Below are 13,055 nucleotides of genomic sequence, written 5' to 3' on the forward strand. Positions count from 1 at the left end.
TTGCCGCAACGAACAACGGCGCCGCATCGCTGCGGCGCCGTTGCTGTGGTGAAGCGATGGATGCGCGCCGCTTAACTGGTGTCGCCCTGGATGCGCTGCACGCGCCTGCGGTACTCGCGCACATTGTCGCCCCGTATGCGCGTTTCCCGCGTGCCCTTCACCTCGTCGACCTTCTGCTCCGAGCCGGTGACCGGCTTGGCCACGACGGTGGTTTCGTGTTCGAAGTCGTGGGATTTGTCGGTGTTGCGGTAATACCGGTACAAGGCCCAGTAAAGCCCGGTTGCACCGGCTGGGCCGAGCAGGAGCAGCCATGTTCCGCCATCGCCGCTCATGACGAGTGCCCCACGAGAAAGAGTGCAATGGCTTCGAGAAAGGTACCGACGGTGAGCGCGGTCATGAGGAGTTTCCACTGCTGGACGGGCACGCTGCCCATGGTCTCGCCGGTGCGACCGTTCACGGCGATGTAGTGCAGCATGCCGCCGTTGGGGCCCGGCTGGTGGTACGAGTAGAGCCATACCGGCAGGTACATCGAGACCCAGCGCGTGCCGTGCACGCTGAGTCGTTCCTGTTCCCAGCGCACGCCGCGATCGTAGCGGGCCACCGATTTTTCGACCTGGGCGCGGGCAATCGACAGCAACTCGTCTTCCAGGTGCGGACGCAGTTTTTCCACGTCGAGGTCGCGCTTTTCCGAGGTGATGCCCGCAAGGTAGGACGCGTTCCACTTCACCGCGTTCTTGGTATCGAACGGCAGGATCGTGTTGATGATGTTGTTGGTGTTGCTGCGCGTGTCCAGGTTGCCACGCTGGGCGGAGGATTCCAGCGGCAGGTCGTCGACGGTGAAGTCCACCTGCCGATCCACCGAGTAGACGTCGGCGTCGTAGTAGGTCTTCTTGTCGTCACCGCTACCTTGCGTGTATTCGCGCGTCTTGATCTCGCCCTGGCCGGCGACGCTTGCGCTGACATTGCCGTCGACGATCATGTAGGGCAGGTAGACGGCGACGACGTTCTCGGGCGTGAACTGTTCCTTGAATTCCTTCAGCGCGAACAAGCGCCGCTTGTCCACGAACTGGCGGATGCGCGCGACCGCGTCGTCCTTCTTGATGTGGAAGGGCAGCACCGCGTCGGGCACGGCGCCGTTCGGGATCTGCTCGTTGACGCCGAAGACGTGGCGGCACCAGTGGCAGCGCGCCGTCATGGCGTTTGCGGTATTGACCGTCACCTCGGCGCCGCAGCCGGGGCACTTGAAGGTCATCACGCTGGCCGCATCGGCGGCGATATCCCTGGCACCGGAAGCGATGACGGTGCCCTGGAGCTGGTCGATGCCCTCGCCGAGACCGAATTCCTCTTCGACTCCCTCGCCATGCCATTCGTTGCGGCAGTACAGACAGATCAGCAGGTCGGTGCCGGGTTTCTGGCGGATCTCGGTCGAGCCGCATTTCGGGCAGCGGTTGAGGCCGTCCTGGAGTTCAGCGGCCGATGTGTCGATGGCGGCCGGGTCGGGCGCCTGCACTTCGTCGCGGATCGGCGGTGGCAGGGTGGTCGGGTCGATCGGAAAACTGCCGGGTGGCGGCGGCACATCCTGCGGTGACCCGGGGCCGGTGGGCGGCAGCGGCGGATTGGTGGCGTTCGACATGGTGGGGGCGCCGTTTGCGACTTACAGACCGAGGGCTTTGGCTTTTGCCGCGTCGTAGTCGGCCTGCGTGATCAGGCCGAGATCGAGCATCTCCTTGGCCTTCTTCAGTTTGGCCAGCGGGTCGTCGGCAGCCGGCGCGGCCGGTGCCACCGGCTGCTGCAAGGCGCCGATGCCGCCCATCATGCCCGAGGCCATGCCCAGGCCCACCATGCCGGCCGCACCGCCGTTTTCGCCGGCCGACTGCATGCCCGCCGCGACGCTTGCCTGCAGATTGGCATTGCCGCGTGCACCGGAAAGCGCGTCGGCGCGCTGCACGGTCTTGAGCAATTCGCGCGTGTTCGGGTCGTATTCGATGGAAACGATCGCGGTCTTGACGATGACCAGTCCGCGATCGGACTTCCACTGGTAGGCATTTTCCACTGCATCGGACAGGCTCTTGGCGAAACCGATCGAATCCTGCTGCAGCTTGGTGATGCGATGGCCCTTGTCGGCGTCATTCGAGTACAGGCTGAAGGCGGGTGCGAGCGAGCCCACCACTTCGTTGAAGAGCTGGCTGGCGGCGGCATTGTCGATGTCGGTGAAATCGAAGACCTGGCCCGGCTGCAGATAGGCGGCCGGCACGAAGTTCTTCACGAACAGGATCGGGTCGACGATCTTCAACGTGTAGGAGCCGCGCGTCACCGCGCCGACCTGGGTGTTGAGGAACGCGTCGTCCCAGTAGATTTCCGATTGCGTGCCGAAGCGGTTGTCCGGCAGCTCCTTCAGCGAGACGAAGAAGGCGGCCTGCTGGGAACCTGGTTGACCGCCGAATTTGAAGCGCTCCCAGCTCTGCTTGACCAGCGAATCGACGATGCCGTCGCCGGAGAAGATCGACTTCGAGTTGAGGTCGTCCGAGCGCCATTCATAGCCGCCCGGCTCGGCGGCGAAGCCGGTGATCTTGCCATCCTGGAACAGCAGCAGCCCGTAGCCTTCGGGGACGACGATCTTCGAACCATTGGTGATGATGTTCGAGGAACCCTTGGTATTCGAACCGCGTCCGGCGTTGCTCCCATGCGGCACAGCGGCGAACAGCGCTACCGTCGCGGGCAAACCCTCCGGAACCGTGTAGAAGTCCTTCCACTGGTCGGCCAGCACACCACCCACCGAACCCGCCACTGCCTGAAAAAGACCCATGACATCTCTCCGTGATTTGTGGCCGGGCAGGGTACCCGGCATGCTCGGCGCACTATAGCGAGCCGCCCGGCAAAAAAAGAGTGCTTCCGTTCGGACGGTTGGAACGTCGGTGGCAGGTCAGGTGCAGTTTGCCGGCCGCGCAGGTGGCTGACATCGCGATGTCGCCGGGCGGTGACAGATCACTCAACCGCCTGATATCAGGTTGGAGAGCATCGTCCAAAAAGAAACGGCGCCGTCTTGCAGCGGCGCCGTTCCTGGTTTTCGGTAAAGCTCGATTACAGCGCTTCGAAGATACCCGCCGCGCCCATGCCGGTGCCGATGCACATGGTCACCATGCCGTACTTCTGCTTGCGACGGCGCATGCCGTGCAGCAGCGTGGCGATGCGCACTGCGCCGGTGGCGCCGAGCGGGTGTCCGAGTGCGATGGCGCCGCCGAGCGGGTTGACCTTGCTCGGGTCGAGGCCGAGGTCGCCCATCACGGCCAAGGCCTGGGCCGCGAACGCTTCGTTGAGCTCGATCCAGTCCAGCTGATCCTGGGTGATGCCGGTCTGCTTGAGCGCCTTGGGGATCGCTTCCTTCGGGCCGATGCCCATGATCTCCGGGCGTACGCCGGCGACGGAGAAGCCGACGAAGCGGGCCAGCGGCTGCAGGTTGTATTCCTTGATCGCCTTTTCGCTGGCGAGCAGCACGGCGCCGGCGCCGTCGGACATCTGCGAGGAGTTGCCGGCGGTGACGCTGCCGCCGAACTGGCCGTTGCGGAACACCGTCTTGAGCTTGCTCAGCACTTCCAGTGTGGTGCCGGCGCGCGGGCCTTCGTCGGTGCCGATGCTGCGGCTGTCGGTGATGATGCCGCGGGTGGCGAGGTTGGGGTAATGGTCATCAAGCAGGAACGGGCTGATCTCGTCGTTGAACTCGCCGGCGGCCTGGGCGGCAAGCGCGCGGCGGTGGCTTTCCACCGAGAACGCATCCTGCTGCTCGCGGCTGACCTTCCACTGCTTGGCCACGTTCTCGGCGGTGATGCCCATGCCGTAGGCGATGCCGATGTGTTCGTTGCTGAAGATCGCCGGGTTCATGGCGATCTTGTGGCCCATCATCGGCACCATGCTCATGCTCTCGGTGCCGCCGGCGAGCATCAGATCATCCTCGCCGAGACGGATGCGGTCGGCCGCCATCGCCACGGCCTGCAGGCCGGACGAGCAGAAGCGGTTGATGGTGACGCCGGGCACGGTGTCGGGCAGGCCAGCCAGCAGCACGCCGATGCGCGCCACGTTCATGCCTTGCTCGGCCTCGGGCATGGCGCAGCCGATGATGGCGTCGCCGATGCGGTGCGGGTCGATACCGGGTGCCTGCGCCATCACCGCACGGATCACGTGGGCGAGCATGTCGTCCGGACGGGTGTTGCGGAATACGCCGCGCGGCGCCTTGCCGACCGGCGTGCGGGTGGTGGCGACGATGTAGGCGTCTTGCACTTGCTTGGTCATGATCTTTGCTCCGTTGCGTCGCGCGGTTCGCGGCGACGCGCTGTGATTTTCTTTGTCGTCATCCCGGTCTTCGCCGGAATGACGAGCCTTCGATTAATTACGCAGCGGTTTGCCGGTGGTCATGGTGTGGGCGATGCGGGCCTGGGTTTTCTCGGTCTGCGCCAGTTCCACGAAATGCTTGCGCTCCAGCGCCAGCAGCCATTCCTCGTCGACCGTCGAACCACGCTCGATCACGCCGCCGCACAAGGTATCGGCGATGCGCGTGGCGATGTTCACGTCGTGCTCGGAGGCAAAGTAGCCCGCCTGCAGGTTCGCCAGCGAGGCCTTGAAGGTGGCGGTACCGACGTCGCCGGCGACCGGAATGGCGCGTGCTGGCAGCGGCGGACGGTAGCCGCTTTCGGCCAGTGCGCTCGCCACCTGCTTGGCCACGTAGAGCAGCTCGTAGGCGTTGAACACCACCACGTCGCTGTCGCGCAGCAGGCCGAGCTGCTTCGCTTCGAAGGCGCTGGCGGAAACCTTGGCCATCGCCACGGTCTCGAACACCTTCTTCAGTTCCTCGAACGGGTCGCCCGGGTTTGCCTTGGCGGCACGCACGGCCAGTTCATGCAGGCCGCCACCGGCCGGCAGCAGGCCGACGCCGGCTTCGACCAGGCCGATATAGCTCTCAAGCGCCGCAACGGTGCGTGCCGAATGCATCTGGAACTCGCAGCCGCCGCCGAAGGCCATGCCGCGCACGGCGGACACCACCGGCACCAGCGAGTACTTGATCGCCATGCTGGTGCGCTGGAAGTTCTCCACCATCTTCTCGAAGTCGGCGATCTTGCCTTCCTTGAGCAGGCCGAGCGCGCCCTTGAGATCCGCGCCGGCGGAGAACGGCTCGCCGGTCTGCCAGATCACCACGGCCTTGAGCTTTTCCTCGGCCAGCTTGATCGCGTGCTGCACGCCGTCGAGCACGAAGTCGTTGACCGTGTTCATCTTGGTCTTGAACGAGAGGATACCGACGCCGTCGTCGCCCAGCGTCCACAGGCGCACGCCGTCGTTCTCCCACACGGTGGTGCCCTGGTCGAACTTCTCGCCGATCAGCGGATCGGGGAACAGCTGGCGCTTGTAGACCGGATGCTGCGAACGCGGCTTGTCGGCGTTGGCGCTGGCCGAGTACGAGCCGTCCTTGCCATGGACGCCTTTACGGCCATCGGTGACCCACGCCGGCAGCGGCGCCTTGCTCATCGCCTCGCCGGCGGCGATGTCTTCGTTGATCCAGCCGGCGATCTGCTGCCAGCCGGCGGCCTGCCAGGTCTCGAACGGGCCGAGTTTCCAGCCGTAGCCCCAGCGGATCGCGAAATCGACGTCGCGCGCGGTGTCGGCGATGTCGGCCAGGTGATAGGCGGTGTAGTGGAACAGGTCGCGGAAGCTGGCCCACAGGAACTGCGCCTGCGGATCGCTGGACGCGCGCAGCTTGCCGAACTTCTCGGTCGGGTCCTTGATCGCCAGGATCGCGGCGACTTCATTGGAGGGTTTCTGTTCGGACGGACGGTAATCCTTCGCGGCCGGGTCGAGCACCACGATGTCCTTGCCGGCCTTCTTGTAGAAGCCGGCACCAGTCTTCTGGCCCAGCGCGCCCTGGTCGATCAGGCCCTGCAGCCACGCCGGCGCCTTGAAGTACTGGTGCCACGGGTCGTCGGGCAGGGTGTCGGCCATGGTCTTGATCACATGCGCCATGGTGTCCAGGCCGACCACGTCGGCGGTGCGGTAGGTGGCACTCTTCGGACGGCCCAGCGCCGGGCCGGTCAGCGCGTCGACGGTGTCGAAGCCGAGCTTGAACTGGTCGGTGTGGTACATCGCCGACAGCATCGAGAACACGCCGATGCGGTTGCCGATGAAGTTCGGGGTGTCCTTGGCGATCACCACGCCCTTGCCGACGGTGGTGACCAGGAAGGCTTCGAGGCCAGCGATCACGGCCGGGTCGGTGAGCTTGGTCGGGATCAGCTCGACCAGGTGCATGTAGCGCGGCGGGTTGAAGAAGTGCACGCCGGTGAAGCGGTGGCGCATTTCTTCCGGCAGCGCCTCGGCGAGGCCGTTGATCGACAGGCCCGAGGTATTGGAGGCAAGGATCGCGGTCTTCGACAGATGCGGCGCGATCTTCTTGTACAGGTCCAGCTTCCAGTCCATCCGCTCGGCGATCGCCTCGATCACCAGGTCGACATCTTTCAGGTGCGCCATGTCCTCGTCATAGTTCGCGGGGATGATCGCGGCGGCAAGGTTCTTGTCGGCCAGCGGGGCAGGCGAGAGCTTGGCGAGGTTGGCAATGGCCTTGAGCGCGATGCCGCTCTTCGGGCCTTCCTTGGCGGGCAGGTCGAACAGCACGGTTTCGACGCCGGCGTTGGTCAGGTGCGCGGCGATCTGCGCGCCCATGACACCGGCGCCCAGCACGGCGGCCTTGCGGATGCGCAGTGCGGGATGGGTTGACGATGCAGCGGTCATTGGCTTCTCCGAGGTACAAACAGGAATGAGGCGGTTGAGACGGGAAATCAGGGGTGGCTGAGGCCGGCAACGGCAAAGCGGATCAGGTGCCGCGCGGTTTCTTCGCGATGCGCGTTTTCGCTGACGTCTTTCTGGCGCTGGATCATGCCGAAGCCGGACATTGCGTGGGTCAGCGCGCCGGTGACCAGATCGATGCGCCAGTAAAGCTCCGGCTTGCTCAGCTGCGGCAGCAGGCGGGCGAATTCGGCGGTGAACTGGCGCATCACGTGGCCGTAGTTGGCGGACAGGAACTGGCGCAGAGTGTCGTCGTGTTCGGCGAACGCGCGGGCCAGCACGCGCATGAACAACGAACCACTGCCGTCGTGTGAGAGGTCCAGTGCCGGGCGGATATAGGCATCCAGCACGTCTTCGAGGGTGGTGTCGGCGGCGCCGGCGACCTTGGCCAGGGCAGTCAGTCGGCTGGCATTCAGTGCGTCAAGCCGGCGGCGAAATACCTGCTCGACCAGCTTGTCCTTGGATCCGAAGTGGTAATTGACCGCGGCCAGATTGACTCCGGCGGCGGTCGTCAGCTGACGTAGCGAGGCGCCGTCGAAGCCGCGCTGGGCAAACAGCACCTCGGCGGCACCGAGTATGCGTTCCTTGGTTGAGCCAGAGCTGTTCACTGCGGAGCACCCATCGACCAGACGGTCGGTTCAAACGATCGTTTGAGGATACGCGGAGGGCTCCGCAGCCGTCAAACCATTGGCGGTTGCAAACCGCAGGTTATTTGCGTATGAGTTAGAATCTGTCAAACTTTCGTGAGCTAAGGCCTCAATCCTTGTCAGGTTTAGCTCATCTGCCGGCCCAGGCTGGCCACCACCCCTTTCCTCAATCCGTTTTCCCGGAGCAGACCCGTATGGCGCTGGAGCGCACCCTTTCCATCATCAAGCCCGATGCCGTTGCCAAGAACGTCATCGGCGAAATCTACGCCCGCTTTGAAAAGGCTGGTCTCAAGATCGTTGCCGCGAAGATGAAGCAGCTGTCGCGCAAGGAGGCCGAAGGCTTCTACGCGGTGCACCGCGAGCGTCCGTTCTTCAAGGCACTGGTCGACTTCATGATCTCCGGTCCGGTGATGATCACCGCGCTCGAGGGTGAAAACGCCGTGCTGGCCCATCGCGATCTGATGGGCGCCACCAATCCGAAGGAAGCCGCGCCGGGCACGATCCGCGCCGACTTCGCCGATTCCATCGACGCCAATGCCGTGCATGGTTCCGATGCGGTGGATACCGCCAAGGTGGAAATCGCTTACTTCTTCGCCGCGACGGATGTGTTGTCGCGCTGAGGCATCAATGTTGTGAGGCATGAGTTGTGAACCAGGTTGTTGTGAATCCGCCCGCCAAGGTCAACTTGCTCGATTTCGATCGTCAGGGTCTGCGTGATTTTTTCACGCAGACCGGCGAGAAGCCTTATCGCGCCGAGCAGGTGATGAAGTGGATCTACCACGACCTGGAAGACAACTTCGAAAACATGACCGACGTGGGCAAGGCGCTGCGCGCCAAGCTCACCGAGGTCTGCTACATCGGCGCGCCGAAGACGCTGCTGGACAAGGCCGCCACTGACGGCACCCACAAGTGGCTGCTGGGCATGGACAGCGGCAACGCGATCGAGACGGTGTACATCCCCGAGCCGACCCGTGGCACGCTGTGCGTGTCATCGCAGATCGGCTGCGCGCTCAACTGCAGCTTCTGCTCCACCGGCGCACAGGGCTTCAACCGCAACCTGTCCACCGCCGAGATCATCGGCCAGGTGTGGGTGGCGGCGAAGTACCTGGGCAACATCACTCACCAGAACCGTCGCATCACTAATGTGGTGATGATGGGCATGGGTGAGCCGCTGGCGAACTTCGACAATGTGGTGCGGGCGATGCGCCTGATGCGCGACGACCTCGGCTTTGGCCTGGCTGCCAAGCGCGTCACGCTGTCCACCGCCGGCATGGTGCCACTGATCGACCAGCTGTCCGACGCCATCGACGTATCGCTGGCGGTGTCTCTGCATGCGGCGAACGATGACCTGCGCACCGAACTGGTGCCGATCAACAAGCGCTATCCGATCGCCGAGCTGCTGGCCGCCTGCCAGCGCTGGGTTGCGCGCAAGCCGCGCACTTCGATCACGTTCGAATACACCTTGATGAAGGGTATCAATGACCAGCCCGAGCACGCGCGCCAGCTGATCAAGCTGATGCGCAAGCTGCCGACCTGCAAGGTCAACCTGATTCCGTTCAACCCATTCCCTGGCACCCGCTACGAGCGCTCGGACGCGAATGACATTCACGACTTCCAGACGCAGCTCCTCAATGCCGGTGTGTTGACCATGTTGCGGCGTACCCGTGGTGACGATATCGATGCTGCCTGCGGTCAGTTGGCCGGGCAGGTCACCGATCGCACCCGACGTAGCGCCGATCTTCGCAAGCGGCAGGATGAGGGGGCATTGCATGCGATTTGACCGGGTACTGATCTTCAGCCTGTTGCTGCCATTGGCGGGTTGTGTCACCACGCATACCGACAGCAGCAGCCTCGGCAAGAGCATGCCGCAGAGCAGCAAGGCCGATCAGGCGTCGGATGCCGCGCGCATTCATACCGAGCTGGGTCAGCGCTACATGGCCGCCGGCGACCTCGAGACGGCGCTGGGCAAGCTGACCAAGGCGTTGCAGTTCGATCCCAACTACGCGCCGGCGCATACCGTGATCGCGGTCTTGTACGAGCGCATCCACAAGCTGCCCGAAGCCGAGGAGCATTACCGCAAGGCGGTGGCTCTGGAACCCGGCAAAGGCGCGCCGAACAACAATCTTGGCGTGTTCCTGTGCCACACCGGTAAGGTCGCCGAGGCGACCGGATATTTTCAGAAGGCGGTTGCCGATCCGTTCTACCAGACGCCCGACGTGGCACTGACGAACGAGGGCGTATGCCAGCTGCAAGCCAGCGACGCGAAAGGGGCCGAAGCGAGTTTTCGTGACGCCATCGCGCGAAATCCCAATAATGCAGAGGCACTCTTTCAGCTTGCCAACATGCTCTATCTGAATAAGGATATGTTTCGCGCCAGGGCCTTCATTCAACGATTTGATGCCTTGGGCCAGCCCACGGCTGCCTCACTCAAGCTTGGTCACGATATCGAATCTCGTCTGGGCAACCCGGAAGGTGCCCTCGTTTACAGCAAGCGATTGCTCAGCCAGTTCCCGGACTCGGAGCAGGCGCACACTCTTGAAACCGCCGCCCGCCCATGACATCCATGCAGCCTAATCCGAACGAACAGGGGTCGAGCAAATCCGATTTGTTCGGCATTCATTTGGCCAATATGGATGTGCCCTCGACAGAGCCCCACGGCGTCAGTTTCGGTAGTCGCCTGCATGCGGCGCGTGAAGCCCGCGGAGTGGACCTGGAAACCTGCGCGCATACGTTGAAACTGCCCGCTCGCGTGCTGCGTCAACTGGAACGTGACCAGTACGATGATATCGACTCGAAGGTTTATCTGGGCAGCTATATCGGCAAGTACGGGCGCTACCTCGGCATCAACGAGGCATCGATCCAGGTCGAGGTGGACCGCATCCGGCAGATCGAGCCGCCGCTGGTGGCCACGGGTGGTATCTCGCATTCGCGTTTCCTGTTGGACCGCTATGCCACGGCGGCTACCTATGTGGTGCTGACGGCGGTGATTGTGGTGCCGATGATCTGGCTTGGCGTGCGCGGCACACTGGATCGCGACCTCAGTCATCTCGCGCCGCTGGATGCGGCACCGGTGGCGCAGATGGATGCGCCGGCAACCGGGGTTGCGGTCAACAACGGCCCGAGCACCCAACTGGCGCCGGTAGTGCCGCCGAAGGTAATGCTGCCGCAGGCGCAGGATGAGCCGCTGATGGCGTCGATGGCGCCGTTCCCGAACCTGGAGAGCGGCAGTTTGTCGCCTCCCAATTCCAATTCCGCCGCTGTCGATGCCGGCACCGGTGGCCACAGCCTGACGCTCAGCCTCAGCGCAGCCAGCTGGGTCGAAGTAATCGGATCAGGTGGCGCGCGGCTGGAGTACGGTCTGCTGCCGGCCGGCAGCAGCAAGACCTATCACAGCGATCAGCCGCTGGATGTGCGCATCGGCAACGCCAGTGGCGCGCAGATCAGCATCGATGGCCAGCCGGTGGGGCTGGATGATTTCCGTCATGCCAATGTGGCGCGTTTCCGCGTGCAAATGCAGGACGGCAAGGCCTCCGCAGCGAGCCTCTGATCGCCGCCCCGGACCGCTCCGGGCGGTCCATTTCGGTTATGCTTGCCCATTGTTCGCCCGGCAACTGGCGAACGCGAGCGGCCGGGTGCAATCGGCGCCGGACATAAACAGTGTTTCCCCTTGTTTACCGCGCAGGCCAGTGCACGCGCTTGCGGGTGCGCAGCCTTTTGAATGGTGATTGCATGGCATTTGAAGAATACGACAAGTACGAACAAAGCGAGCTGGTTCAGAAATGGCTGCGCGAGAATGGCGTGTCGATCATCGTCGGCATCGCGATCGGCCTGGTCGGCATTTTCGGCTGGCAGCAATGGCGCAATCACCAGGCGCGCTACGCGGGCGAAGCCTCGCAGCTCTATCAGCAGGTGCAGATCGCGCAGGCATCGGGCAAGCCGGATATTGCAACACAGCTGACAGATCAGCTGATGAAGGATTACGCCAAGTCGCCGTACGCCGTATTCGCGGTCAGCGATCGGGCCAGGCAACAGGTGCAGGCCAGACAGCTGGACAAGGCCGAGACCTCGCTGGAATGGGCCGAAAGCCATGCTGCGGATCCGGCGTTGAAGTCGTTGACGCTGTTGCGGATAGCGCAGGTTGAAGTGGCTCGCGACAACGGCAAGGCCGCGCTGACCACGCTGGATCGCATCCCGGCCGATGCCTACAAGGGACTCGCCCAGGAACTCCGCGGTGATGTGCTGGTCAAGCTTGGACGTTCCGACGAAGCGCGCAAGGCCTATCAGACGGCCTTGTCGACGTTGAGCGGGGAAGCGCCGCAACGCGGCGCCTTGCAGATGAAACTCGATGATTTGGCTGTGGCCGGGAAGCAGGGTGCATGAAAAGATTTCTACTGATCACGCTGACTTCATTGGTGGCCCTCGCCGGTTGCCATTCGTTCAAGAAGGAAAACGTCCAGCCACCGACTCCGCTGGCCAAGGATTTCAAACCCACCTTGCAGGTAACCCGCCTGTGGCGCACCAGCGTCGGTGATGGCGCTGGCGTCAGTGGCGCGCCCCTGCGCCCAGCCGTGGTCGATGGCGTGCTCTATGCCGACAGCACGGACGGCAAGCTGGTCGCAATCGACGCCACCAGCGGCAAGACCCTCTGGTCGAAAAGCTCGCGCACGCACGGCTGGTTCGGCTGGGGCGACAAGAAACGCAAGGACGCCCTGTATGCCGGCGGGCCAGCTGTCACGGGTGATCTGCTGGCGGTGGGAACGCTGGATGGCCATGTCTATGGCGTGAATGCAAAAGATGGCAGCCCGCGCTGGGAAGCCGAATTGAATGCCGAAGTACTGGTGTCACCGGTGATTGTCGGTGACCAGGTAGTGGTGCGTACCGGCGACGGTCGGGTTTATGCGCTGGATAGCGCGACCGGCCAGCGTCGCTGGGTGTATGACCAAGGCAGCGTGCCGTTATTGAGCCTTCGCGGCAACGGCCAGTTGCTGGTAGCCAATGGCGTGCTGTTTTTCGGCAGTGACGACGGCAAGCTTGTCGCATTGCGTCTGGATAATGGCTCGAAGCTGTGGGAGCAGAAACTGTCCAGCGGTGAGGGCCGTACCGAGATCGACCGTCTGAATGACGTCGACGGCGCGATCCTGCTCGATGGCGCCACGCTTTACGGCGCCGCCTACCACGGCAATCTGGCGGCCGTGGATGGCCCCAGCGGTCGGCCGTTATGGTCGCATCCTTTCTCCAGTTTCGGCTCGCTGGCAGTTGGCGGCAATGCGATTTTCGGCGTCAATGACCAGTCGCAGGTGTGGGCGTTCGACAAGAACGGCGGCGCCGACATGTGGAAGAACGATGCCCTGAAGTATCGCTGGCTCACTGGCCCGGCCGTGCAGGGCAACTATGTTGTCGTCGGCGACATGGAAGGCTATGTGCATTGGTTGCAGACTGGTGACGGCGCGCTGGCTGCACGCGAGCGGTTGTCGAAGAAGGCGATCCGCGCCCAGCCGCTGGTAGTGGGTGACATCGTCTACGTCGAGGACGTGGAGGGCCGTATCGGCGCCTACCGTCTGTCTGCGCACTGATCGCTGGAACGAA

12 protein-coding genes are annotated in these 13,055 nt (G+C 63.6%); 6 read left to right on the plus strand and 6 right to left on the minus strand.

Annotation, left to right across the window (positions count from 1 at the left end):
• Positions 1 to 71: 71 nt before the first annotated feature.
• The 6 genes from EAH75_RS04095 to EAH75_RS04120 form a co-directional block, all read right to left on the minus strand.
• A complete protein-coding gene (locus EAH75_RS04095) occupies positions 72 to 332 on the minus strand; it encodes a hypothetical protein (RefSeq protein WP_140804351.1) in 261 nt (86 codons plus the stop codon).
• Positions 329 to 1,633: a TFIIB-type zinc ribbon-containing protein gene (locus EAH75_RS04100; protein ID WP_140804353.1), complete on the minus strand. Its 1,305-nt coding sequence runs from the start codon at positions 1,631 to 1,633 to the stop codon at positions 329 to 331. Before EAH75_RS04100 ends, EAH75_RS04095 begins: the two co-directional genes overlap by 4 nt.
• A 21-nt stretch (positions 1,634 to 1,654) precedes the next feature.
• Positions 1,655 to 2,806: an SPFH domain-containing protein gene (locus EAH75_RS04105; protein WP_140804355.1), complete on the minus strand. Its 1,152-nt coding sequence runs from the start codon at positions 2,804 to 2,806 to the stop codon at positions 1,655 to 1,657.
• Positions 2,807 to 3,081: 275 nt separating this feature from the next.
• Positions 3,082 to 4,287 carry an acetyl-CoA C-acyltransferase gene (locus EAH75_RS04110; RefSeq protein WP_140804357.1) on the minus strand — a complete coding sequence of 402 codons (1,206 nt, stop codon included), beginning with the start codon at positions 4,285 to 4,287 and terminating at the stop codon, positions 3,082 to 3,084.
• A 93-nt stretch (positions 4,288 to 4,380) separates the two neighbouring features.
• A complete protein-coding gene (locus EAH75_RS04115) occupies positions 4,381 to 6,768 on the minus strand; it encodes a 3-hydroxyacyl-CoA dehydrogenase/enoyl-CoA hydratase family protein (RefSeq protein ID WP_140804359.1) in 2,388 nt (795 codons plus the stop codon).
• A 47-nt stretch (positions 6,769 to 6,815) separates the two neighbouring features.
• Positions 6,816 to 7,430: a TetR/AcrR family transcriptional regulator gene (locus tag EAH75_RS04120; RefSeq protein WP_140656095.1), complete on the minus strand. Its 615-nt coding sequence runs from the start codon at positions 7,428 to 7,430 to the stop codon at positions 6,816 to 6,818.
• Between the two features lie 233 nt (positions 7,431 to 7,663).
• On the opposite strand from EAH75_RS04120, the gene ndk reads away from it, so the two are divergent.
• The 6 genes from ndk (at position 7,664) to bamB (ending at position 13,042) form a co-directional block, all read left to right on the plus strand.
• Positions 7,664 to 8,089: a nucleoside-diphosphate kinase gene (gene ndk, locus EAH75_RS04125; protein ID WP_140656098.1), complete on the plus strand. Its 426-nt coding sequence runs from the start codon at positions 7,664 to 7,666 to the stop codon at positions 8,087 to 8,089.
• A gap of 26 nt (positions 8,090 to 8,115) precedes the next feature.
• Entirely contained in the window at positions 8,116 to 9,249 is a 1,134-nt protein-coding gene (rlmN, locus tag EAH75_RS04130) for a 23S rRNA (adenine(2503)-C(2))-methyltransferase RlmN (protein WP_140804361.1), read from the plus strand.
• A complete protein-coding gene (gene pilW, locus EAH75_RS04135) occupies positions 9,239 to 10,027 on the plus strand; it encodes a type IV pilus biogenesis/stability protein PilW (RefSeq protein WP_140656104.1) in 789 nt (262 codons plus the stop codon). Before rlmN ends, pilW begins: the two co-directional genes overlap by 11 nt.
• The gene (locus tag EAH75_RS04140) at positions 10,024 to 11,016 is read left to right on the plus strand and encodes a helix-turn-helix domain-containing protein (RefSeq protein ID WP_140656107.1); all 993 of its coding nucleotides are present in this window, start codon (positions 10,024 to 10,026) and stop codon (positions 11,014 to 11,016) included. The genes pilW and EAH75_RS04140 overlap by 4 nt, the downstream gene beginning before the upstream one ends.
• 182 nt (positions 11,017 to 11,198) lie before the next feature.
• Positions 11,199 to 11,849: a YfgM family protein gene (locus tag EAH75_RS04145; RefSeq protein ID WP_140656110.1), complete on the plus strand. Its 651-nt coding sequence runs from the start codon at positions 11,199 to 11,201 to the stop codon at positions 11,847 to 11,849.
• On the plus strand, positions 11,846 to 13,042 hold the full coding sequence (bamB, locus tag EAH75_RS04150; protein ID WP_140656113.1) for an outer membrane protein assembly factor BamB: 1,197 nt from the start codon (positions 11,846 to 11,848) through the stop codon (positions 13,040 to 13,042). The genes EAH75_RS04145 and bamB overlap by 4 nt, the downstream gene beginning before the upstream one ends.
• Positions 13,043 to 13,055: the final 13 nt, after the last annotated feature.

Origin of the sequence: Rhodanobacter glycinis (assembly GCF_006438785.1) — a bacterium.
Classification (GTDB): Bacteria; Pseudomonadota; Gammaproteobacteria; order Xanthomonadales; family Rhodanobacteraceae; genus Rhodanobacter; species Rhodanobacter glycinis_A.

Bases quoted from the DNA above. Each gene is read 5' to 3' on its own strand.
- EAH75_RS04095 (WP_140804351.1), bottom strand. From the start codon at position 332: ATGAGCGGCGATGGCGGAACATGGCTGCTCCTGCTCGGCCCAGCCGGT.
- EAH75_RS04100 (WP_140804353.1), bottom strand. From the start codon at position 1,633: ATGTCGAACGCCACCAATCCGCCGCTGCCGCCCACCGGCCCCGGGTCA.
- EAH75_RS04105 (WP_140804355.1), bottom strand. From the start codon at position 2,806: ATGGGTCTTTTTCAGGCAGTGGCGGGTTCGGTGGGTGGTGTGCTGGCC.
- EAH75_RS04110 (WP_140804357.1), bottom strand. From the start codon at position 4,287: ATGACCAAGCAAGTGCAAGACGCCTACATCGTCGCCACCACCCGCACG.
- EAH75_RS04115 (WP_140804359.1), bottom strand. From the start codon at position 6,768: ATGACCGCTGCATCGTCAACCCATCCCGCACTGCGCATCCGCAAGGCC.
- ndk (WP_140656098.1), top strand. From the start codon at position 7,664: ATGGCGCTGGAGCGCACCCTTTCCATCATCAAGCCCGATGCCGTTGCC.
- pilW (WP_140656104.1), top strand. From the start codon at position 9,239: ATGCGATTTGACCGGGTACTGATCTTCAGCCTGTTGCTGCCATTGGCG.
- EAH75_RS04140 (WP_140656107.1), top strand. From the start codon at position 10,024: ATGACATCCATGCAGCCTAATCCGAACGAACAGGGGTCGAGCAAATCC.
- EAH75_RS04145 (WP_140656110.1), top strand. From the start codon at position 11,199: ATGGCATTTGAAGAATACGACAAGTACGAACAAAGCGAGCTGGTTCAG.
- bamB (WP_140656113.1), top strand. From the start codon at position 11,846: ATGAAAAGATTTCTACTGATCACGCTGACTTCATTGGTGGCCCTCGCC.